This is a genomic window from Dyadobacter sp. CY345, assembly GCF_021502725.1.
In the GTDB taxonomy this organism is placed as follows: Bacteria; Bacteroidota; Bacteroidia; order Cytophagales; family Spirosomataceae; genus Dyadobacter.
The window spans coordinates 444,975-470,032 of the sequence record NZ_JAKFFS010000005.1 but is presented as its reverse complement, the minus strand read 5'-3'; the positions used below and the strand labels follow the sequence as shown (position 1 = coordinate 470,032).

General features: G+C 43.9%; 16 protein-coding genes. 6 read left to right on the top strand and 10 right to left on the bottom strand.

Annotated features, from left to right (window positions below; translation table 11 throughout):
- From L0657_RS22530 to L0657_RS22485, 10 genes are all read right to left on the bottom strand, one after another.
- Positions 1-690 carry an RraA family protein gene (locus L0657_RS22530; protein ID WP_235153026.1) on the bottom strand — a complete coding sequence of 230 codons (690 nt, stop codon included), beginning with the start codon at positions 688-690 and terminating at the stop codon, positions 1-3.
- Positions 690-1,388, bottom strand: a complete 699-nt coding sequence (locus L0657_RS22525; RefSeq protein ID WP_235153025.1) for an SDR family oxidoreductase — start codon at positions 1,386-1,388, stop codon at positions 690-692. The genes L0657_RS22530 and L0657_RS22525 overlap by 1 nt, the downstream gene beginning before the upstream one ends.
- Positions 1,381-3,042, bottom strand: a complete 1,662-nt coding sequence (locus L0657_RS22520) for a sodium:solute symporter family transporter (protein WP_235153024.1) — start codon at positions 3,040-3,042, stop codon at positions 1,381-1,383. The genes L0657_RS22525 and L0657_RS22520 overlap by 8 nt, the downstream gene beginning before the upstream one ends.
- A gap of 4 nt (positions 3,043-3,046) precedes the next feature.
- Entirely contained in the window at positions 3,047-4,552 is a 1,506-nt protein-coding gene (locus L0657_RS22515; RefSeq protein WP_235153023.1) for a glycoside hydrolase family 88 protein, read from the bottom strand.
- A 39-nt stretch (positions 4,553-4,591) separates the two neighbouring features.
- Entirely contained in the window at positions 4,592-6,094 is a 1,503-nt protein-coding gene (locus L0657_RS22510; protein ID WP_235153022.1) for a GH39 family glycosyl hydrolase, read from the bottom strand.
- 12 nt (positions 6,095-6,106) lie between these two features.
- Entirely contained in the window at positions 6,107-8,065 is a 1,959-nt protein-coding gene (locus L0657_RS22505; RefSeq protein ID WP_235153021.1) for a DUF4861 family protein, read from the bottom strand.
- Positions 8,065-9,447: a GH39 family glycosyl hydrolase gene (locus L0657_RS22500; protein ID WP_235153020.1), complete on the bottom strand. Its 1,383-nt coding sequence runs from the start codon at positions 9,445-9,447 to the stop codon at positions 8,065-8,067. The genes L0657_RS22505 and L0657_RS22500 overlap by 1 nt, the downstream gene beginning before the upstream one ends.
- A 115-nt stretch (positions 9,448-9,562) precedes the next feature.
- Positions 9,563-10,621 (bottom strand): glycosyl hydrolase, encoded by a 1,059-nt coding sequence (locus L0657_RS22495; protein WP_235153019.1) that lies wholly within the window; start codon positions 10,619-10,621, stop codon positions 9,563-9,565.
- A gap of 101 nt (positions 10,622-10,722) precedes the next feature.
- Entirely contained in the window at positions 10,723-12,435 is a 1,713-nt protein-coding gene (locus L0657_RS22490) for a RagB/SusD family nutrient uptake outer membrane protein (protein WP_235153018.1), read from the bottom strand.
- Positions 12,436-12,448: 13 nt separating this feature from the next.
- Positions 12,449-15,502, bottom strand: coding sequence for a TonB-dependent receptor (locus L0657_RS22485; protein WP_235153017.1), 3,054 nt, complete (start codon positions 15,500-15,502; stop codon positions 12,449-12,451).
- A gap of 284 nt (positions 15,503-15,786) precedes the next feature.
- Here L0657_RS22485 and L0657_RS22480 point away from each other — a divergent pair, with 284 nt between their 5' ends.
- The 6 genes from L0657_RS22480 (at position 15,787) to L0657_RS22455 (ending at position 25,049) form a co-directional block, all read left to right on the top strand.
- A complete protein-coding gene (locus tag L0657_RS22480; RefSeq protein WP_235153016.1) occupies positions 15,787-16,524 on the top strand; it encodes an IclR family transcriptional regulator in 738 nt (245 codons plus the stop codon).
- 171 nt (positions 16,525-16,695) lie between these two features.
- Complete coding sequence (locus L0657_RS22475) at positions 16,696-17,511, top strand: sugar phosphate isomerase/epimerase (RefSeq protein ID WP_235153015.1); 816 nt, start codon at positions 16,696-16,698, stop codon at positions 17,509-17,511.
- A 523-nt stretch (positions 17,512-18,034) separates the two neighbouring features.
- The gene (locus L0657_RS22470) at positions 18,035-18,670 is read left to right on the top strand and encodes an RNA polymerase sigma factor (RefSeq protein WP_255718192.1); all 636 of its coding nucleotides are present in this window, start codon (positions 18,035-18,037) and stop codon (positions 18,668-18,670) included.
- Between the two features lie 90 nt (positions 18,671-18,760).
- Entirely contained in the window at positions 18,761-19,609 is an 849-nt protein-coding gene (locus L0657_RS22465) for a FecR family protein (protein ID WP_235153014.1), read from the top strand.
- A gap of 114 nt (positions 19,610-19,723) precedes the next feature.
- Positions 19,724-23,212, top strand: coding sequence for a SusC/RagA family TonB-linked outer membrane protein (locus L0657_RS22460; protein WP_235153013.1), 3,489 nt, complete (start codon positions 19,724-19,726; stop codon positions 23,210-23,212).
- Positions 23,213-23,219: 7 nt separating this feature from the next.
- Positions 23,220-25,049: a RagB/SusD family nutrient uptake outer membrane protein gene (locus L0657_RS22455; RefSeq protein WP_235153012.1), complete on the top strand. Its 1,830-nt coding sequence runs from the start codon at positions 23,220-23,222 to the stop codon at positions 25,047-25,049.
- Positions 25,050-25,058: the final 9 nt, after the last annotated feature.

Below are 25,058 nucleotides of genomic sequence, written 5' to 3'. Positions count from 1 at the left end.
TCAGAAATATCCTCCGTTTTTTACAACATCTGTCGGTTTCATACCACTTTCAACCATGATCCGGATCTCGTCTTCTTTGAAAAGCAGCTTTTCCGCAGCGATCAGCACATCATAGGCAATGGCCTGTGGGATTGAGATTGCGCCGTCAATGTCACCAAAAAGCCAGTCTCCGGGATTGACTATTACTTCACCCATCAGGATCGGCTTTTGGTAATGATACATCCTGAATCTTCCCAACATGCCAGTATTCGCTTTGTATTTATGAAATATCGGAAAGCCCAGATCCAGCAAGGCCATCGTATCTCTGATACCGTTGACTATTGCACCGCGGCAACCGATTTTCATGGCTGCCATGGTCATTACCTCGCCCCATTGCGACGTGACCATATCGCCTGTGCAATCCCATACCACAACAGAATCTTCATGCAAAGCTTCCAGCATTTCTGCCCGCATTTCAAACTCTCCCTCGGTGGTGATATCCGGCCCTCCCTTAACAGTGAATGCCATGCCGGCGAGCTTCATTTGTTCACGTAAAGGCGCAAAAGCAGCAGGCAGACTCGTGGCATGCATATGATAATTGAACCGTAGCACGTCATTTACCGCGCCTGTATATAATTTCAGATAACGTTCCCGCATTTCTGAAACAGGAATCGGGAAGGGTGACTTTGAAATATGTCCGTTGGAATTCATCAGGCTAAGAATTTCATGTTATCAAAATTAATTTCTCTAATCAGCATGTATTCCGGCTGATCCAATACGAAGGTGATCACCCGTGCAACATCCTCAGCTTTAAGGAACTTCTCTCTCGGTACTTGTCTGTCACCCCAATAGTTGCTGTCTACGGGACCCGGATTGATGTCAGTGACTTTGATGCCGAGTTTCAGGGCCTGGTCGGCAAGGCCGCTGCTCAAACCTCTCGCGCCAAATTTTGAGGCACAGTATACTGGCGCTGTTGGATTGGTACGTTGTCCTCCCATGGATATGACCGTGAGAATATGACCAGCCACTTTGGGCTTCATTATTTTCAAAGCTTCGCGATTACAGAGAAAAACACCTTTCACATTGACGTCAAACATTTGTTCGAACGTCTCTAATTCGGTATTAGACAAATCGTTGGTGACTAACCCCAAACCTGCGTTATTGAGTAATGCATCTACCGTTCCGAAGGCTTGCATACAAGCGGCGAAGCCTGCCACTACATCGTCTTCTGACGTAACATCGCCTTTGAAAGACATTAGATTTTGGTGTGAAACTTCTTCGGCAAGTTGGTTTGTTCGACTGAAATCAAACACCTTCGCACCTGATTCCAGCAGCATTAAAGCTGTGGCTTTTCCGATACCGCCTGATGCACCGGTGATAAATATGACTTTGTTGTGTAAATTACTCATTTTGAACGCTTTTAGTTTTGCTGAAATATAAATAAGTTGTAACGCTCATGCATAAAATACCGGCAGCGAGGGCCAATTGACCACTGATAAGACCTCGGGAAGGGAATCCCATAATGACAAACATCGCACCCGTTAACCCGAAGGCAATTCCATACATAAGTTTGAGTGTATCGATAAATTTGTCGTCTGCATTGGTTTCTTTTAGCGGGACAAAAGGTATTGTTAGTTTATGAAAAAAGGCACCGACTTTTTCGTTGTATATTTTGTCTTTTGAGGGAAAAAATCCTGAGGCAATAAAGATGATAATACAAAATACGATCTCGATTAGCGTAGCCACTTCCCAGCTTATGGCCTTGTTGGCGTTCAATATAAAACCCACCATCACTCCCAAAAATAATGTTGCAAGGGCACCCCAAGGCCGTGGCTTTCGCAGTAAGATCCCAAAAATAACGGGGACGATCATGGGTACAGCGAAGATGCCGCCCAATAATTTATTCGCTTCGAATGCGCCACCGAAACTTCCCACAAAAAAGGCCCCAATTGTAACGACAGAGCCAACAGCAAAAGTCATCAGTCTGCCTACCAGCAAAGATTCTTTGCTACTGGCATTGGGCCTGAAAACCCTTTGATAAATGTCGCGGGTCAAAACACTGGCTGTTACGTTATATTCAGCACTTAGCACCGACATGGTAGCCGAAAACATAGCAGCCATCATCAGACCCATAATCCCCTTCGGAAGTAATTTCAGACACAGTGCCACGTACGCCATCTCGGGATTTTCCAGATCAGGTAAAATTACCCGGGCTGCCACTGGTGGGAAAAGAAAAATGAAGGGGAAAATAAAAAAGAAAAATGCTGATAAACCTGCCAGTTTCTGCCCGTCGGTTTCTGTTTTGGCAGAGTAAAAACGTTGTATAAATGTCCAGTTACCCAAATAGCGGATGATAAGAAGCACATAATAGGCAATTAGCCAAAGCGGCATCCCTTTTTTTCCATTGAACCATGTCATATTCTGCGGAATGACCGCCTGCATATTTTCCAGGCCACCAGCAGCACTGTACGCCAGTGGAACTAAAATAAGGGTGGCAAAAAAAAGTATGACGAACTGAACCACGTCAGTTACAATAACCGCCCAAAATCCGCCGATTACCGTATAAAGCGTAACAATAATTCCACAAGAAATGACAGCAGTCTCGAACGAAATCCCCGAAGCGGCAGTGACGAAAAGCCCGATTGAATAGAGTTTTATCATATCATCAAGCAGTTTGAAAACAACACCGCTCCATGAAAAAATCTGGCGAATAGGCGCATTGTAACGGGTCTCAAGAAACTCAACCGGACTCATAATGCCGGCTCTTTTCCAACGTTTGGCAAAGAAAAAGATAGCAATGAGGGAAGGGAAAATAGTGGCCCAAAGCACTGTGATGGCCACCAAGCCATCTGAATAGGCGATACCTCCAAAAGCAACAAAAATAACTGTGCTAAATTTGGTCATGAAATTGCTGATGCCCCCGGCTATCCAAGAGACTCCGCTTCCACCTTTGAAATAATCATTAATATTTTTGACCAGCCTGCCCATAAATATCCCTATACCGGACATGATAATCATATACAGGATGATGGCGGCGTAATCAAGCGTCTGGAGTTTATTCATGTTTTCAAAGGTTTTTTAGGTCTAAATGGGCTAAAAATCCGAGCGTATAGGGAGAAATGACTCGAAATCCGTTTTTTTGCAGGTCATCGCCGCCTTTGTTTACCTGGGCAGTGCCGGTCAAGTAGCCATCTGGTGTCATGTATGGCAAAAGTCCCATGCTTGCATTTTTGGCAGCCTCGGCGGCATTTTTGCCGAGCAATTTGTTTCTGTAACCGTAGCTCAAAGCGGCTGCGATACCGGCAGTACCGGATGTTTCGACACCTGTTTCGGCCAGGTTGAAAAAATTGCACCAAAGTCCGCCTGGAAGTTGATAAGAAATTACTTTTGAAACCGCTTGCTCAAATGACCTTTTCAGCGATTCCTTTTCGGTACTTTCAGGTAAATGCACCAACGTTTTTGCCAAACCCAAAAGATACCAGGCTGCTCCGCGTCCCCAGTTTTCAAAATACAGTTCGCCCTGCTCGGTGCCGCGCTGATAAATACTCTTTCCTTTTTCAAGAATAGAAACCCTCGCCTGTAAAGTCCTGATGGCCAATTGAGCCAGTTCAGGTCGATTCAGCGTTTTTGCTAAAACAGCCAAAGGATAACTCACGGTATAACACTCTTCGGTTTTCAGCATTCGGTTATCGCCGGTTCCGTCGGCAATAACGCCTTCGGAATTGGCATGTGCTTCACAAAATTTAATTGCCGTTTTCAGTAGAGCGTGCCCGGGGTTGGTTTGTGCCAAAATCGCAAATGGTAAAATTGACTCTACGGTATGAATTTCTTCCAGTGTTTTTACATTGTTCAAATTGCAGTACAACAGGCTGTTATTGGCAAAATACAACGCAAGTTGTTGCTCCAAAACCGTTTTTGCTTTTGTCGATTTTTTGCTCATTTCAAGTAGTCCGTCCCAAACAATGCCCTGTTGCCAGCCAAATGTTTGCAGCGATTCGAGCGACATTAGCCGGTCTTGCCAAGCCTCCTTAACCATTCCTTTTTCGTAAACCAATAAGTGAGGCAAATAGGCCGTGGGGGCGGTTTCCTCTGAATTATTGTTGGTGAAAAACCAAAATGGTTTCGTTCCTTTCACCAATTTTATAGTGATTCCTTCGGCAAAAACGGCTTCCAGGTCTTTGGCGGGAATCGGTAATTCAAAAGGTTGCATCAACGCAGCAAACCGCAAATCCCATTCGCCGATTACTTTACCTGTTTCGGCTGTTTTTACCTCTAAAACCAGGATTTCGCGCACATCGGTTGCACTCGTAATTCGTAATGAGGCAAACTGATTTTTAGAAGGAGCCGGCTGATTCCAAAACAATTTCAAACCCTCGCTTCCTGCGGAAATTTCACCATATCCCCAATCGAACGGAATGTATTTTCCTTCCGGCAAAGTCGACGGTGCGCAGGTTACCGTCGCCATCAGGTTCGTATAAAGTTCCTCCCTCTTCAACTTTCCGAAAGCGGAGGTTGAGGCCAGCAGGCTTGCAGAGGCAGCAAGCATTTCACGACGGGTTATTGAAAAATTCATTAAAAAGTATTTATGATCGTTTGAAAATACCTGACCCTCTTATTTAAAAATTATCAACGATTTGTCCGCGATCAACACCGGAGAATCGTATATGGCTATGTTTTTGAGAGTGTACTTATTGCCTTTAACACTATACTGGTCCGCCGGAATTTCGTAGACGCCGCCAGTCAGCATATCGACATAAACAGGGTTTTCAAAATTGCCATTCAGGATGGTGAAATTGATATTTCTGGTCGCGTTCGAGGACGTGGGGATATACTCATTATTCCAAATCGTAAAAACCTGCTTCTTGGTATTTTTATGCTGATAAGCATACACTGCAAGACTTCTGTCGGTCCCTTTATTGTAACGTACTTCGTCCTGTCCAATGGTGGCATTTGTATTGTGCGTGTCTTCCAAATCTTTGATCCTCACCAGCTGATCGTCAAAGACCGAAGCCACATTTTGCATGGCATAATATGCTATTTTCGGCCGAATGGCTCTTTTTGAAGTATCAGATTCAATGATACCTTTTACATTCATTTTCGTGATCGGCCCACTGGTAGCACCGTAGTTCATTTCGATAATCCCGAGGATACTTGACTCGATGTCATGACCCAAATCACCCAGCATTCTTCTGATATTCCATTTGGCCTGAGAAATTTCCGACCAGTCATAATCGCCAATGGCCCCTCTGTTTCCTCCGCCGAAAGAGGGTGAGCCGTTTTCGCCCTGGCGTAATTTTACCTGCGGTGCATACTTGTCCAAAACCAGTCTTAGCTCAGCTACTTTACCATAATTCGCGTCAGGATTGTAGACATAGTCATGGTAAGTCATGTTGTCAAAAAGATTCATTTTGCCTTTATCATGAATCCTTTTGAAAAAGACATCAGCGTACTTTAAATCAATGTGTCCCATGGCCAGGCCCGATATTCTGGCTTCTGGCTGGATGCGTTTGATGATCTCTGCTGTTCTGATATTCAGGTCCGCCACTTTCTCAGGCTTATTTATCTCATTATCCCCGAAGTTTGGTTCGTTCCAGACTTCCCAGTCAGTCACTTTGTCCTTGTAGCGTTCCACAAGGGCTGTAACCCATTTGTCCCAGGCTTTCAGGGCCTGGTCAGAAGATGGAATTCCTGCACTCAGATTAGTACCGCCGCCGCCTTCATAAAGCGTATTGCCATAACCAGTTTCTAACCAAGGCTGTAAACCTCTTTGGTGTGCATCGTCAATGATTTTATCTAACCATGCCCAGTCATATTTATTCTTGATTTTTTCGGTTTTCGCCCAACCAGCCTGCATTCGCAATTTCTTGATACCCAGCGGAACAAGATATTCTTTGTACTGTTCATAATCAGTTAAATCACGGTCAAGTGTTTCGCAGCCAATAATCCAGTTGGAACTGTTGATTTCGCTTGTTTTTTTAGGTTTTATAGTGCCAATCCGCTTCAACGGGATTGAAAAATCCGTTTTCACACGATTGGCAGACGTATCAATTTTTTGGGCAAAACCGAACGTCGAACTTAATGCGATTATGACAATGAATAAGATAGGATATTTCATGTTTTTGATTTTCTAAAATTTCATGTTTGGGATCTCCGCGCTTACATAGTTAAGCCATTCCTGCCTGGTCTTAAATTGAGGCGTTTTGCTCCAACCTGCACCCACATAATAGGTGAGGGGCTTGCCCGATTGGGCATTTATCAAGATATATTTTTCTTTTTCATAATCAGCAAAAGCTTTAAAAACAGCAGGTTGTACATGAACCGCTGTACCTAACTCACCGTTTTTGGGCATATATGATTCCCAAATTGTAAGTGTGCCTTTTTCCGCGTCATTTATTATTTCGGGTTTATTGCTATACGAAATTCCCAGGGCTACAGTCAGGGGTTCTTTTGAATCTGTTATAAACGTACTGGTTACTTTACAAAAGTTCGTTCCCATTTTCAGGCTGATCACCTTCTTTTCACGCACTTTGATCCCATCGGCATCCCAAGCGTCAAAATTGAGTTCAAAAGCAACTTCTTCTTCTGTATTTTTTAGAATCCGGTGTGATGCGTAAGGCTGAGAGATAAAAGGCTTGCCGTTTCTCCAGATAGCTGTGCCGCCCAAACCTCTACCGTAGGCTACATGATAGAAATCGTTACCTTCCCCATGGTCTTCATGATAAGATTTGCCCATGTTATTATCATTATACCATTTTGATATGATGTTATATTCGACTGATTTCGTCCAGATATCAATACCGCTGCTCACTCTGTTTTTCACCGGCGGACCATATACCCGGAAGGCGATACGGTCGTTTTCCCAGCAAATATTTCCGTTGGCTTCGGGCATGTATCTTACATAAGCCTGAGGTTTCATCGGTTTCTCAAAGTCGGCCACATAACATCCCATGCTTTTTGCAGGTGTTATTTCCTTTATTCCCATTTTGGCAGCCTGGGTAAATGCCAACACGACCGGCCCGAATGCATGAATATCGTTGCGTTTCCAGGCATGTTTGATATAATCTTTTTTAGTGCCTTTTCCGGGACAAAGGCAGCCAATGGTGACGTTACTGATGGAGCCGTCAGGTGTGATGTAGGAGGTATATCCGCTCAGTCCTTTCACGAATTGAGGCAAATGAGATTTATCGATAATGCCTTTCTCTATACAAATCCCTAAACCGAACAGCATTAATCCACTTCCCGAAGTTTCTACATAGGAGGTATGTTCGGTCATTTCCTGGTTCCATAATCCTTCCTGATTTTGGTATTTGAGAATAGACGTAAAGAAACTTTTGGCAAGCTCGTTCACTTCTTTTTTCTTCGGATGGGTAGCCGGCAGGTCCCGCACCAGAAATGCCAGCGAAAATGCGCCCCAACCATTTCCGCGGCTCCAGTTGTCTTCCGAAATCGACCCCAATCCCTGAAACCCTCTGCCCTGATGTATCAAACCGCTGGTGTCTTTCAAAATTTTAAACATTTCCAGAGTCTCAAAAACGGCCAGATCTACGTATTCGGGCTTGTTCATGCTCAAGCCGGCGTACAACATATAAGGTGTAACCGCAAAAGCGCAATCAATCATAAATTGATCGAGACTATCTTTAAGCCAGGGAGCGGTGAGCAGTCCTTCGGAGGTACGTTTTTGGTCCTTGAACATCTTGTCGGCATATAGCTCAGTTTGTTCTTTCAATTTGTCCGACTTTTTCAAGTAGTTTAAATAAGCGACCCCACTTCCGCCAGCCTCATAACTGATAAAGCTTCCTCGTCCCTTGATCTCTTTGGTCTTGAACTTCTCGAAAATTTCGATTGTATTGTTTAAAGTTTTAGGGTCTTTTTGTAATACTGCCAGCTCGCTCATTCCATGCATAAATAATACTCCGCCATAAATGCCGAGGTCTATTTCTTTCAATCCTCTTCCCATGGCGATTTCAGCAATGGCTTCTGTACCAATGGGTTTCGTCGACTGCGACAGCGTGTGTAACGGATGTGTGAAACAGATCGCGAATGAACCAAGAGACAAGAAAATGCGCTGCAACAATTTTACTTTCATTATTTCATTAAGGTTAAGATTGATTTGTCCGCAATCAAAACAGGCGAATCATACAACGGAATGTGTCTGAAAGTGTAGGCATTTCCTGATTTCGTCCAGTCCGATTTTGGGATCTCGTAAACGCGACCAGTCATTAAATCCACCCAGACAGGTTGGTTAAAATTACCGTTTTCAATCACAATATCGGTGGGCACGGTTGTAAATGCATTAGCGGGTATTTTGCCATCTAGCCAAATACTTATCACCTGTTTTTTGTTGGTTTTATTTTGGTAACCAAAAACTGAAACTGAGTCTGTGGTGCTGGCTCTCGCTGAAAAACCGGGTACGAGTTCCAACGAATTGTCAAAAACTGATGCAATGTTCTGTACAGCATAGTATGCCACTTTGGGACGGATCGCAGTCTTGGTAAAATCAGATTGGATGAGGCCCTTCATGTTCAGGACCGGCGGGTTTCCTGCATAGGCGATATCAATGATCGTAAAAACGGAAGTTTCAATATCCCTTCCCAAATCTCCCAGCAGCCGGCGCATATCGTATTTTGCCTGACTATATTCTGTCCAGTAAAATTTATCCAGTGCATAACTCGGAATATAACCTGATGGAGCACCGTTTTCACCTTGTCTCAAACGCAGTTTTTTAGAATACTTTTCCATCGTTTTCGTCAGATTCATCACACCCTTGTATGAGTCCTCCGGACGATAAGCGTAGCTGTGATAGGAGATCCAGTGAAACAGATCCAGCTTTTCCTTATCACTGATCACTTTCAAAAAGCGGTCCAAATAAATGGTATCCGTATGCGAAGCAAAGGCCAGACCTGCGATTTTGGCATCAGGTTGAATCCTTTTGATAATTTCGGCCGTGCGGATATTTAATGCTGCTACTGTTTCGGGTTCGTTCTTTTGGCTTGGATGGTCAGGTTCATTCCAAACTTCCCACTCATACACTCTGGTTTTGTAGCGGGTTACCAACGCTTCTACCCAGCGATCATAAGCCGCGTAACCTTCGGGCGATGTGGGCATACTGTTGAGCAAACCTTTTGCGCCGCCACCTTCGTAAACTGGATTTCCATAAGAGGTTTCCAGCCAGGGATTCAGCTTATTGGCTACTGCGAAATCTATGATTCCGTCCAGCCATTTCCAGTCATAAACCCCCTTGACTTGTTCACATTTAGCCCAACCCGCCTGTAATCTTATTTTTTTTACTCCTAAAAGAGGCAAATAGTTTTTATAGGCATTAAAATCTGTAAAATCTCTGTCCAGGGTTTCGCAGCCGACGGTGATGCGGGAGGATTCGATTTCTTTTGTCGACCGTGGTTTCAGCGTTCCGATTTGTTTATAAGAAACCGATAAAGGTGTTTTTACACGTCCTGCGGATGAATCCACAAATTGCGCAAATGAACTTTTAATTGTTAACCGAAAAACCAAAAAGGCCAATCCAAGAATTATTAAGTACTTTTTTATCTGCATAGTATTGAAAGCATTTTTGGCTAGTGATTTCTTATTTCATTTTATCCAGCGTAATGGCTGCCGGATCGTTCATCATTTCCTTGAAATTGAGATTATCTTTAATCCCCACCTTTGCATTTGTCCAGCTGTGCCACTGTAAAAAATAGGCCGCTTTGCCCTTGAAGGCATTCAGAACAGCCATTTGGTCAAACTTGCCGTAACCTTCATTAGATGGCCCAATTTCTCCATTGACCACTATTTTGTTCAACTTTTTTAGTACATCATAATCCTTAAAATCCGGCGTTATGGAATATTGATCAGTACCCACCAAATCAACATAGGCCTCTCCCGGAAACATAACATCGACCGGCGGAACCCAGGTGCCCGGTGCACTTGGCGAGTAAACCCAAAGCAGATTATCAAGTCCGAATTCATTTGTAAATGTATCGTGCATATCTTTCCAAAGCATTTGATAATCAGCTTGATTGGTCGGCTGTTTAGTGTTATTGACACCCCACCAGAACCAGCTGCCGTTTACTTCATGTAACGGTCGCCAGAGCACGATTACGCCGGCGTTTTTCAGTTCTTTCAACGCAGCACCCACTTTTTCAAGTTCATTCCGGTAATTCGTGCGGGCCTGGGATGCAGCGGCTGATTTCAATAATTGACGAACCTGGATGGTATCTTTATTCGTTTCAGAATTCCAACGGACATTGTAACCATCTTTCCAGGGGTTGTCTGCGCTCCAACTAAACGTGACCAATCCTCCTTTTTTCCAGTGTTCAACGGCATACTGATTGTTTAAAGTCATATTTACATTCGAGAAATATCCGTAGTCCAGGCCCAACAAAGCGGGGTATTTGCCTGTGAGATCATAAATACTTTTGAAGTGCTTGGCATAATCGGCTGGTATGTTTGGCGACTCGCTGCATTGTTGCCCCACAATCACCTGGTTATTTTCAATCACTTTTTTGAGGTAGTTCAGCACATCTGACCGGGTGCGGTTTGCTGCTGAGAGGGCATTTACGTTCGTCATTAGCAGATTCTCGGAGGTGGAACTACATCCAATCAAGAGGCTCAAAACGGCTAAGAAATTAATGATCTGCTTCATGTTTTAGTTTTTAGTTTTGATGCAAACAGTCGGGAAAGGATTTCTGCCCGTTAAATCAAAATCTATTTTTATCGGCGACGAATAAAATTTGGAAATCCTGATCAATATCCTGGGTTTTGTTCCAATACTGCATCCTTATTGGCCTGTATTTCTGAGAAGGGAATTGGGAATAGGGCATGGAAGGCCTGAATCGTCGGTCCGCTTAATGCATTATATTTCTTTACCCGTTCCACCAACTTACCCATCCGGGAAAGCGTAATGCGGCGGTCTTCTTCATACATTAACTCTCTTGCCCGTTCATCCAGGATGTAATCCAGTGTAACTTCCGCAGCGGTTACAGGCTTTGCCTTCGCCCTGTTACGCACCAGGTTAATGTCTGAGGCTGCGGATGCGTTATTTCCTTTGAGTAAATATGCTTCTGCTCTCAGCAAGATTGTTTCTGGCAGGCGGATCATATACATATCCCTGAAGGTGGCACCTGCCGTAGCTTTCAAAGTCAACTTAGTCTGGTCTTGTACCACACCCACCGGGTGTTGCCCGGGCGTCGTGATCTTCGATGGATACGGGAACCAGCGCCATTTGCTTGTCGCATTGTTCCAGTTTGGTGCCGGAAAGTCAAGCAAGCTTTTACCAAAATAATTCGGTGAAAGTGGATTGGTGTAGATAAAATCCCTTGGGATGTTAAATGGCGATGTTCTGATATCGGTTACAGACGCATCTAGTTTACGATTATCATTTTTGGGATCTAACCCCCAAATCTCGTAAGTCCAATAATCAGTGGGTTGAACAAATCCAACGCCTCTGCCGCCCGAGTTTAATGTGGAAGCCGACGCGCCATCAACCAAACTGGCTTTTCCATCGGGATCAACGATCGAAAATGAAGCAGGGCCCATAGACCTTTCTAAATTATTCAAAGAACTTCCTGATGAAGTTAATACCCCACCAATCACATCCAGCTCGTACTGAATGACCCAGATAGATTCCAGATTACCCGACTTTCGGTTTTGATTACCTACTCTGAACAAGTCGTAATACACATCGCCCGGACTATTTCTCAAACTGCCGAAACGGTCAGTCATCAATTGCAGATTCGATTTTTCGATTACTTCCGTTGCCGCCGCTATTGCTTTGTCGTAGTCTTTCAGGGATATATATGTTTCTGCCAATAAATGATTGGCTACTGCCTTGCTTAATTTCCCATCTTTTACAGCATCAACATTGGGCAGGTTTGTGGCTGCATCAGTAGCATCAGCAACGATCTGATTCAAAACTTCCACCTTCGGAGCTCTCGTAAAATCACTCTTGGGGTTACTTATTTCTTCAACAATCAAAGGAACATCTCCGAATAAGTGAACCAGTTTGAAATAAGCATATGCCCTGAACAACTTAGCTTCGCTGCTAAAAGCTGTTTTCTGAGCTTCTGTCAGGCTTGACGTTGCTGCCCGTGAAATAATGGTGTTAGCGTTCGCAATAATTTTGTACCACCGGATCCAGTGTTGGTTTGGGATATTTCCCTGAGGAGTTAAAGCCACAGCGTAACTGCCCATACGGTCGGGCGCTAACCTTGCGTTAAATGCAAGGTCTGTCCCTAATACTTCTGAATAAAGGGATGCCCCGCCATCCACGCTCTGAATGGCGCGTATCCTGGCGTATAAGTCCGTAAGGGCAGCGTCAAAGTTGCCTGCATTGATAAAAGAGTTTTCAGGACTGTAAAAATCCAGAGGTTCTTCTTTCAAAAATTTCTCCTCTTTACATGCTGTGAAGAGCAGCACACCAATGATCAGAATGATTGGTTTAGAGATTATATTTTTCATGAGATATCGGAAATTAAAAGGTGATTTCAAGGCCAACGGAATATGATTTAAGCACTGGGAAAGCGTTTATAGACGTTACACCCAAAGCAGTATTGACCGTAGAGCCGTCAACTGGTGTTAAGGTCGTGTTGGTTTCCGGGTCCCATCCTTCCCATTTGGTGAAAGTGAAAAGGTTCTTGCCGCTCACAAATAGCTTTGCGTTTGCCGCCCTGATTTTCCGGGACAATTTCTCGCTAAGGTTATATGACAAAGAGATATCCTGTAACCTCACAAAGTTCCTTTGCACATATTGTCTTGCAAAAGCAGGAGAGGCTATCCAGGGGTTGGGGTATTTCCCATCCGGATTCCGGGGAGACCAAAAATCGGTAAAGTCAAACCAGTTGGAGTTGCTAGCATTTCCCGATGTTCCGTTGTAGCCGTATGGATAATTGGCACTTAAATAGCTGTTTTTACCGCCTTGTACGGAGTTGATAAATGCGCGAAGTGTGAATTGTTTGTAGGAAACCGTGTTTTGAATACCGAACTGATATGCAGGTTCTGTATTGCCCAAAATTTCTCTATCGTCTGCGGCCGTGATCTTTTTATCGCCGTTGATATCTTCCAGCCGGTACGTACCAGCCTGGAAACCCGCCAGTTTTTCATCAGCTAATTGGTAAATACCCTGCGTGTTAAAGTCGTATATGGTACCAATTGGTTTTCCGATAAAAAGTCCGCTTGACACGAGGTCATCTTCAACACCATCGCCGTCATTGTCCTCTCCTAAAATCGTAACCACTTTGTTACGGTTTCTGGTAAAGTTGACAGTCAAATCCCAGGTAAAATCTTTCGTTTTCACCGGCTGTCCGTGGAGCATAAATTCAATACCCTTATTGTTGATCTGCCCCAGGTTAGTGAAGGCATTCGAGAAACCTGAGGTTTGTGGCAATGTTTGTTGCCAAAGCAGGTCCTTGGTATTTGAGCTGTAATATTCAATATTTCCGTCGATCCGGTTGTTCAGAACCGCAAAGTCGAGGCCAATATTGATACCCCGGGTTCGTTCCCATTTAAGGTTTTCATTGGCAAGAGAAGAAACCGATCGGCCGATTGAGGTAAGGCCGCCATCTCCGAAAACATATTTTGAAGCATCATCCGCACTAACCCTCGCCAGCGAGCTATAACGGCCTACTTTATTGCCATTTTCGCCATAACTACCCCGGATTTTCAGGTATTCAATCCCTGGAATTTTAAAGAATTTTTCTTCCGAAATAACCCAGCCTACTCCGATGGAGGGGAAAATGCCCGTTTTGTTTCGCTTAGAAAACCCACTGAAACCATCCCTGCGAACCGTCGCTTTGATCAGGTACCGACTGTTGTAATTATAAGCGATGCTTCCCATTTGGTAAAGCAAAGCCTCTTCCCAGGCTTCGGAGGATATTTTCTGGATTCCGGCCTGCTGCAAACTGTTGTAAGATAAATTCAAGTCCGAAAATCCTGTACCTGAGGCTATGGTACGATTGAATTTCGAAGTATTATAGCCGTACACCGCCGTAGCGTTGATGTTGTGCTTACCAAAGCTTTTGGTGTAGTTAAAAATATTGTCAAGCGTTTGATCATATTGCGTTGCATCATTTTTAGAAGCTGAACCTGTTTGACCCGCACCATAAATGCTGGACGTATAGTTTTTGAAGAATTTAAGGTTATGTCCAAAATTCAGGCGGTAACTAAAACCTGTCAGTCCAGGAATGCGCACGATGCCATAAAAATTGCCTACAAAACGGCTTTGTACCTCATAACGGTCGTTTTCGGTGGCCAGAAACGGGTTAACGTTAAAATCTCCAATGGGATTGATATTGAAATTTCCGTTGGCATCTTTTGGTGTTACAAGCGGACTGGTACCTACAATGGAATTCATGTCCGGCGCGTCTTTAAAAAAGTTGGTAAACGATCCAGAAGTATTGGCACCCAAAGTGAGCCATTTTGCTACTTCCGTATCAAGGTTGATACGCATCGTATATCTGGAATAATCATCGTTTTTAATAAATCCTTTCTCGTTCGTATAACCACCCGACATAAAATAATTCGTCTTGTCAGAACCACCGGAAATACTTATATTCTGATTATTAATCAGGGAATTTTGTGTCAGTTCTCCATACCAGTCATAGTCATTACCCGCATTGAACCCTGCCAGATTAGGTGGCAGGAATTCTGAATTTGCAAACGTCCAGGCAGGATCAACAACTGTATAACCCGACTCCGGAGTAAAGGCTTTTAAATAATTAATGTCCCTGACTTTTTCAAGAAAAGCATCTCTTCGCAACAATTTGGCATTCACTGTTGGTGAGGATATAGCATAACTGCCGGAATATGTAATCGACGGCTTAGTAGCAGAGCGGCCTGTTTTGGTCGTTACCAATACCACACCGTTTGCCGCCTGAGAACCATAGACAGCCTTACTGCTTGGATCTTTCAGCACGTCAACACTGGCAACATCACTGGGATTAATGTCGGAAAGTCGCCCGTTAAAAATGATTCCGTCTACGATGATAAGCGGAGCGGTGTTGCCATTGAGTGTGGAAGTACCTCTGATATTGATCGATGGCTCGTCACCTGCCCGGTTGGTCTGGCTAATCGTCAGACCTGGCAATGAACCTTTTAATGACTGCAAAATACTGACGTTTGGCGATTCCTTAAATGCAACAAGGTCAGCAGAAGCTATGGAACCTGTGAGGTCCTTTTTTTGCTGCGTGCCATAGCCAACAACGACTACCTCTTCCAGCGCCTTATTGTCTTCCTTCAATGTCAGGTTAATGCTTGATCGATTGTTCACAGCCACTTCCTGGGAAAGATAACCGACGAAAGAGAAGACCAGAACGGCGTTAGATTCCGAAACATTCAACTTGAAAATACCTTCTACGTCAGTCGATGTACCCTTTTGAGTACCTTTTAAAACTACACTTACCCCAGGTAGCGCCTGTCCATTTTCATCAGAAATCTTACCTGTCACATCCTGCGCGACAGCTAAACCAGTCCAACACAGAAGCGCAGCGCAAAGCCACCATTTTGTCAATTTGGTAATGAATATTTTCATCTGTTCTAGGTTATACTTTAACAATGATAAATTATACTATCACATTGCAAGATTATTATATTATTGTTAAACAACCAAAAAATACAATAAAAATATTCTTAGGTGAAAAAATATCAGATTTGTAAACCTGGAATTTTGCAATACAATCTTGTTCAAATGGTGTTTTTAGTTAATTAAACATTGAAAAAACCATATTTTAAGTATTTTACACTATTCCAAAATAAATCTGAAACCGATGTTTAATTCTATTATTTTTTTTACTTTTACTCTCACATTGATCAAGTATGGTACAAGTCGTTATAAAGGCACTGGATATTTTGGAACTCGTTGCGCAGCGTAACGGACAGGCAATTTCGCTTACGGAAATCTCGGAAGAACTTCAACTGAATCAGGCAACGGCGGCCAATATCATCAAGACGCTTGCAGAAAAGAACTATCTGGAGCACATTGGTAAAAAGAAGGGATATCGGCTTGGTCCTGGTGCTTTTCAGCTCACCAATGAAGTTGCCTATGGACAGAACCTCGTGAATGCTGCAAAGGAAGAGATGGAAAATCTGACAGCCAGATTAAATGAATCCTGTATATTAGGAACGCTCAGGCACTACAAACGTTATATCCTTCATGTGGTGAACAGCAATCAGGATATTCAGGTACGTATTCGCTCGGAACGAAGTGTTTATGAGACAGCAAGTGGAAGATTGCTGCTTGCATATCTTTCTGAGAAAGAGCGTGAACGGTTTTTGCAGCAAAATGGCCTTCCTGATATGATTACCTGGGAAGAAGGCAGTACGCCGGAGGGCTTGTTGTCTGCTTTGGATTCCATCAGGCAAGAAGGCCTTGCCACGACCTTTTTCAAACACACGCACCTGTTAGGCTTTGCGGTTCCTATTTATGAAAACAAAGTTGTCGTAGCCGGACTTAGCATATTTCTTCCTGAATATCGTTTTTCGGCATCCAGAAAGAGGGAAATCGTGCAGGCTTTGCGCGAGGCAGGGGAAGTAATTACCAGGAAATTATCCTAGATTCCTATGGGGCTTGGACTTTGACCCGGGAGAACACAGGTAAAAAACGTTTAGTGTAGTGTTTGGCTTAGACGATTAAAAATGCTGAAATTTTTTACGAAGTTAATGCGCGAAAGATTAGCCTCTTCATATTAACAATAAATACAAAACGTAGTTCTAATTCAGCTGGTTATGGAAATTAAGTTTTATGCACCGGAATGGGGTAACACTCTTCCGTTTGAACTTTTTTGTGAAAACGTGAAGGCTGCCGGATACAATGGCGTAGAAATGGCTCTTCCCCTTGAAGAAAAAGAAAAACAGAAGATGATAGATTTGCTTGAAGCAAATGAACTTGAACTGATTGGTCAGTATTGGCAATCTTTTGAAAGTGATCTTGATTTGCATGCGAAGAGTTATGAGTTATACCTCAGAAACCTTATATCAGCCAGACCGGTTTTTATAAATTGCCAGACGGGAAAAGACTATTTTACCTTTGAACAAAATCGAGTACTTTTTGAGATAGCCGGGAGGCTTTCAAAAGAATTCAATATCCCAATTGTTCATGAAACCCATCGCGGCAAAAGCTTGTATGCTGCCCATGTCACACAGATGTATCTCACGTTGATTCCTGAGTTGCAACTTACGCTTGATATTTCTCACTGGTGCACTGTCCACGAGTCACTTTTGCATGATCAGACAGAGGCAGTTGACCTGGCTATTTCTCGTACAGTTCATATTCACAGCAGGGTAGGGCATCCCGAAGGGCCCCAGGTGAATGATCCTCGCGCTCCCGAATGGAGGGAAGTCATGGAAGCGCATTTGAGCTGGTGGGATCGCGCAGTTTCAAACAGTAAGGAAAATGGTAAAGTGCTCACAATAACCACGGAGTTCGGCCCCGCTGCTTACATGCCAGTTATGCCTTACACGCAAATACCGCTGGCCAATCAGTGGGATATCAATGTTTTTATGATGAAAATGTTGAAAAAAAGGTATTTGCAGGAAAGCTGATCATAGAGAATTTTATTTGGTAAGCTCTCGAAGCCAGTACTTTAATCTAAGTTTCAGCCGAGTTATAGATAATACTGTATGTTGTCGGCACCTTCTCAATTCATATGCCTTCATTATTCCGGCTTTTATCGATGTAGTGTAACTAAACTTTGTAGCAAAAAGCGCCCTGAGACGTTTGGTGAAGTCTTTCCAGGGTAAAAATAAACTGGATTATTTTCTTGAAAAACTGGACAAATTTATCCGGGCTCACTTTTTCCGCTTCCATAGTTGAAGGTGCCTTAAATCAGTTCTTAAACAATCCGGTACCAGGAAAAACAGCTTCAATGCAAACGTTTGCATTATTTGGATGATTTTTACGGATCAGTGATATCTATATTTTTAGTGTAATGACAAAAATGCTGCGGATGACTGCGTCAGATGGCTTCGAAATGACAAAGGGTAAATCTATAAATTGCCGGTCTTAGTAGAATATTTACATTAAAAATCAGCACAGGTCAATTCAGAGGATTAACTTTTTTATCAAATGATTCGGGATAAACTGACATCTTACGAACATAAAGCATTATGGGATAAATTCCGGTTTGGAAATCAGGATGCATATTCCCGTATTTACGAGCTGTTTGCAGCCGACCTGTATCGTTATGGTTATAACCTCGTTCGGAATAAACAGCTTGTTGAGGATGGTCTGCATGAATTATTCCTGCATATTTATAATAACCGTGAACGTCTCGGACCGACTGATAATATCCGCTTTTACATGTACCGGGCACTTCGTCGCCGGCTCTTGGATTCCCTGACCAGACTGAACAAACTTGATTCATCGGATTACGTTTTTGACAACGCAGAATTTCTGATCCAGTCTTATGAAACCGAGCTCGTTGAGCAGCAGACGCTTGACTATCAGAAAAAGGTTGTCATCGCAGAGCTAAATCAGCTTCCCAAACGCCAGAAAGAGATTTTATATCTGGTTTTTATGAAAGATCTGACTTATCAGCAGGCAGCCGAAGTAATGGGAATAACCATGAAAAGTGTTTATAACTCCGTACATGTAGCACTGTCTGCCCTGCGGATTTCGGTAAACGAGAGGCTGAACAGGGAAGGTATTTTTATCAATATCAGCGTGGCCATGTTGCTGGGCTATTTAACCAGCATGCATTAATATTTATTTTGAAACGGGAAAACGGATTGAAAAGCACGTTTAACATTTGAAACATTGTTTGAGCGCTTACGCAATCTCATTTACAAGGATATGGAAGATAAAGATAAACCGAAGGATTATATAAAAAACATCCGTTTTGAGGAAACAACTCCTTCACAAGCAGACCTTGACAGGCTCAGAAAACGGATATGGAATGATATTGGTGAGCCTGAGAAACGTGCAATTTGGTGGAAACAGTCGAATTTCCTCGTCGCTGCTGCCATTTCAATGCTTATTATTTCGATCGGTATAGGTTGGTGGAGCAGCAGGTCTGAGCAGTATCAGACTGCATATGGAGAAATTCGTAAACTAACATTGGAGGATGGATCTCAGGTGACGCTCAATGCAAATTCTGTGATGCGGATCGGGGATAGGCTCGCTGAAAACGCGGTGCGTGAAGTTTGGCTGGAAGGGGAGGCCTACTTCGATATTGCCAAACGAAAAGGAGCGAAGTTTATCGTTCATACTTCCAAAGCAGATGTGGAAGTGCTCGGTACAGAATTTAACGTTACGACGCGCAGGCAAAATACAAAAGTGATGCTGAATGAAGGAAAGGTAAAACTACACGCGCCACATGTACCGGCCATCATGATGAAGCCAGGTGATCTGGCAACAGTAGGGGATCAAAAACAGCCAATCAAAGTCAGGGTGGTGCGGCCTGAACTGTACGATTCGTGGAAAGAATCAATGTATATCCTCGATGACAAGCCGGTAGGCGAACTCGCGGAGATGTTGCAGGATAATTACGGCATCCGCGTTTCCTTTGCAGACACATCTTTTCTGAACAAAAGACTAAAAGGAAAGTTGAGCCTTAGCTCTCCGTCAGATTTCGTAACAAACCTGGCAACCATTCTTGATTTGGAAGTGGAAAAGAAGGAGGATACTTATCTTTTTAAATAACACGGATAAAAATTAAAAAAATTCAAATAAAAATCATAAAAAAACGGGAAATGTGAATTGTTCACCTGTTTGACATGTGTAAGCGATACAAATCACCAAATCATTGTTTTTACTATGAAAAGAATTCTCCAATTACTTTCCATATCTACTTTGCTGCTCGATGCAGGAGCCTTTTGTGAGGCTTCACCACAGCAAGTCATCGCGGCAGTTTTCCGGAAAGCCGAGCCGGTGCGGCAACAGGAGGACGCAAACAGCGTCATACTTTACCTTGGTAAGCTGGAAGCCATACACAAAGTGAATTTCGTTTATCAGCGCGAATTGATCGATGGTAAACAGCTGCCTTTTTACATCGATGAAAAAGAAAATGTTGAGAGCATCCTCCGGCGAATCCTGCCACCGCTGAATTTAAAGTATAAAAAACTGAAAGGCGGAGGTTATACCATTCTTCCTGCTAAACCTTCAAAGTCAGGAACTGAACGGACTATACCTGTTAAAACTGTTGCGCGGGAGAGCAGCAACCTGATGATGTTGCCCAGGCTGGAAGCCGAACCAACAGGTGCCGTAATAAAAATGGCGGAAGCAATCATCAAAGGAAAAGTGACCGATCAGGTTACCGGAGAGGGTCTTCCGGGCGTGAATATTGTAATTAAAGGAACACAAAAAGGTACTGCAACAGATGTGGACGGCAACTTCGTTCTTCAGGTACCGGATAAATCGGTAACCCTGGTTTTTAGTTTCGTAGGTTATGAAATGCAGGAAGTTGCTTTAAATACCAATTCGGAACTTAAAATAATAATGGCAGCTGATAATAAGTCGCTTGAAGAAGTCATCGTTGTCGGGTTTGGGACCCAGAAAAAAATTAATGCAACCGGTGCGATCTCGACCATTGGGACGAAAGAACTGGTTCAATCACCGGTTGCCAATATCAGTAATTCACTGGTAGGCCGCCTGCCGGGACTTTTTGCAACCCAGTCTGGCGGTGAGCCGGGTAATGATGGATCAAAGATCCGTATCCGTGGAGTTGGGACATTCTCCGGAAATACTGACCCACTTACATTGGTGGACGGTATTCAGGTCGACAATTATAACAACATCGATCCTAACGAAATTGAGTCGGTGACGATTTTGAAAGATGCTTCTTCGACAGCCGTTTACGGTATCAGGGGAGCGAATGGCGTATTGATCATTACTACAAAAAGAGGAAAGGTCGGCCCGCCGAAAATTAGCTACACCTTTAACCAGGGTTTCAACTCGTTTACCGACATGCGCAAGATGATGAACAGCGCAGATTATGCCACACATTTTAACGAAGCGCTGGAAGCAGATGCCTATGTTACCGGCAGCGTATATACACCAAGGTACACAGCCGAAGACATTGAATTATACCGGAACGGGCAGGATCCTGTGTTCCATCCAAACGTAAACTGGGCTGATGTGATGTTTAAAAAGGCATCCAAGCAGTCGCAGCATAATGTCAGTATCAGTGGTGGTACACAAAAGGTACGTTATTTTGTCTCAGCCGGTCTTTTCAATCAGGAGGGGTTGTTTAAAGATACCAAAGAAGTTACTGACGCATTTTCGCCGCAATCCATTTTTCGCCGTTATAATATCCGCTCCAATTTTAACTTTGATCTTACTGAACGCCTGAAAATGTCTCTGGATCTTTCGTCTCAGACGGAAACGCGCAGCGGCAATAACGGAACGAATACGGAACGTGTTGTAGGTGACATCTTTCGGGCCAGTCCGCTGGAAACACCTGGTGTTGTGGATGGCAAGGTGGTTAACATTTTTACAGGAGCGCGTAACAATCCATACGTTTCCTTACTTTATCCCAATCTTGCAGGTGGTCTTAAGAGATCATACCGGAATTACCTGAATGCCAATTTTCGTATGGATTATGATTTGGGATTTCTGCTCGACGGGTTGTCGACGCATGGTAATGTAGCTGTCCAGACATTTAATGATCAACAGATTGTGAACACCAAAACGCTGATCACTTATCTGGCGACTCGGCTTCCTGATGGTACAATCAACTATGTGCCATCCACCACAGATGCACAATTCGGCTTCACGCAGACAGGGACTTACAACCGCAGGATCACAGCGGAATTCGGTATTGATTATAAGAAAAGTTTTGGCAAGCACAACGTAACGGGCCTTCTGCTTTATAACCAGCAGAAAACATTTGATCCGACATTGGCCTTTCTGGTGCCAAAGGGATATCAGAGTTTTGTAGGGAGGGTTACATATGATTACGACGGGAGATACCTGGCAGAAGTAAATGTTGGTTACAATGGAACTGAAAATTTTGCACCAGGTAAACGGTTTGGCTTTTTTCCTGCCTATTCCCTTGGATGGGTAGCATCTCAGGAGTCATTTTTCCCGAAAAACGAGGTAGTGACATTCCTGAAATTCAGGGGCTCATATGGAGAAGTGGGTAATGATAATATCGGAGGGACACGTTTTCTGTACAGGCCAACCAGCTATTCAAGCGTGGCTAACATGTATTATTTTGGAAATGTAGGTTCAACTTACACGGGTTACACCGGTATCCGGGAAGATGCAACCGGTAATCCAAATGTGACCTGGGAGCGTGCGGTGAAGCAAAATGTGGGAATGGAGGTCTTTTTCTGGAAAGATAAGATCAAATTTACGGCAGATCTTTTCAGTGAGCAGCGGAGTGATATTTTAGCCACACGTCAGTCTATATCGTCTATTTCCGGTTTGTCGCAGCCTGCGAATAATCTTGGTAAAATGGAAAATAAAGGCTTTGAAACTGATATTTCATACTCGGGCAATGTTGGTCAGCTCGGCTATCGCATCGGTGCCAATTTCAGCTTTGCAAGAAACAAAGTGCTTTTCAGGGATGAGGTTCCGAACATCTATGCATATCAGAACCGGACCGGGCAGAGACTTGGTCAAAATTTTGGACTGATCGCGCAGGGATTATACAACAGCTGGGAAGAGGTGAATGACCCTTCTCGTCCTGTTTATTCATATTCAAATAATAAAGTCCAGCCGGGTGATATTAAGTATCTGGACTACAATGGTGATGGGCAGATTAACGACTTTGATGCTGTGCCGATAGGTTACTCCAACTTACCTGAAAAAACGTTTGGTGCAACGCTGGGACTTAATTTCAAAGGCTTCGATATTTCTGTTCTTTTTCAGGGCGTAGGCAATGTATCACACTATTACACGCGCTTTCAACGTGGTACGGGTTATGGACAGGCGCCGCCGGAAGGTTCAGCTGAATACATGAACGAGAGCTGGACAGCCGAGCGGTACACGGCCGGGCTGCCAATCAACTTTCCCCGATTTTCTGTCAACAGCAACCCCAATGGGGCCGGTTCGTCCTATTGGCTGGCGGATGCGAGTTACGTCAGGATCAAAAATGCCGAGATCGGTTACCGGTTCGACCAGGGAATCCTGAAAAAACTGGGCATGAGCTCCTGCCGGATTTATGTGAATGCAAATAACTTGTTCACCTGGAAAAAAATGTATCCGGGCATTGATCCTGAAAATACATCAACAGGAGATACCAACACAGAACCATACCCTTTGGTCCGTACAATCAATGCAGGACTTAACCTCAATTTCTGACATCCCGATGAAAAAACGATACCTGATCATTACGCTTATTTGCTGTATGCTGGCCTTATCCTGCGAAAACGAGTTTCTTGATAAAGCCCCCGGCGTAGACCTTACCGAAGATAATGCCTTCCTCGACAAGGCGAGTCTGGAAATTTTCATGGCCACGATTTATAAATACGGTCTTCATTCCAACTTTCGCTATCGGCATCAGGGTGAAACTGTGAATACCACGCAGGCAAATGCATATACCCCCTTTTCGCAGGTGAATGCCACTGATGTGATCCATCCAAGTTCGAGTATCAGCGATGAAGGCGATGCTTCCGAGGCTGCATTTGTCCATTCCAACCGCTGGAATGAGGGTGTGGTGCTACCTGCCACGATTGTAAACCTGGAAGATTACCGCTATTTCATCCGATGGATCGCTTTGCGTCAGATCAACCTGGTTTTGAAGCGTATCGATGAAGTACCTGATGCCGACGAGGCCTATAAAAAGCAGATTCGGGCTGAGGTGAAATTTATTCGAGCATTGAATTACATGGAAATGATCAAACGCTACGGTGGCGTGCCGATCGTTGATCAGGTATTTGAAGCGGAAGTTAAGATTGAAGTGCCCCGCTCTTCCTTTGAAGAATGTGTCAATTTTATTTTAAAAGATATAGACGAAGCCTACACGGATCTTCCCGCAGTATACTCAGCATCTCAAACGGGGCGGGCTACTTCAGTTGCTGCGCTTGCATTAAAATCGGAGGTGTTGTTATATGCAGCGAGCCCACAATTTAACACGGCAACGCCTGTTCTGAACATGGTAAATGCAGCGGACAACAAGCTGATCTGTTATGGAAACTACGACGCTAATCGCTGGAAACTTGCGGCTGACGCTGCCAAACAGGCCATCGATTTAGCACTCGCCAGTGGATATGGACTCATCGACGAGGCAGCGAACAGGAACCCGAAAGACCTGGACAACGGAACACCCGGACCGCTGGGAAACTACCGGGCTTCCTGGGAAACAGCAAACAATAAGGAGCTGATTCTGCTATACCAGGGTGGAGCGGCGGCAGCCGGAGGTATTACCAATATTGGTAATGCACCCCTGACATTTTGGAACGCAGCATGTTATGGTTCATACTGGAGTGGCATTTCGGTTCCCTTGAATTTTATTAAAAAATATGAAAAAATTGATGGCACGCCTCAGACCTGGGATGCTGCCGGAGGAAATGATTTGACCGCCAAATATGCAGAACTGGATCCACGCTTTAAGCAAACAATGTCGTACACCAATAGCTACTATACGGCAAGAGACCCTATTGCACAGATTTACAACGGCGGTAAGGATTACGTCAATTGCAAAGGTGGAGTCTGGCTAAGAAAATACATCCCAAGAAATGCTACCAATGCGAATTTTGTCATGATTGACGCCTTGTTCCGGGTCAACGAATTGTACCTCAATTATGCAGAAGCCCTTAACGAAGCTTCGGGTCCGGTGGCAGAAGCCTATGCAGCTGTAAATGCGATCCGCAACCGGTCTGGCATGCCAAACCTTCCTGCCGGATTGACAAAAGACCAGTTCAGAGAGCGGGTGCGTAATGAAATTGCGATAGAAATGGTCAACGATGACCACCGGTTCTGGGATATAAAACGCTGGCTGATTGCAGAACAGGAAGGCGTAATGACAGGTGCTTTTCAAGGTTTGGAAATTAACAGGTCAGGGAGCACGGGCAACTATAAATATGCCTGGAAACCTTATGTGTTTGAGACCCGCACCTTTAACAAAAATATGTACCTGCATCCTTTCCCGCAGAACGAAGTCATGAAGGGAAACCTCACCCAGAATCCGGGTTGGTAGGGGCAGAAA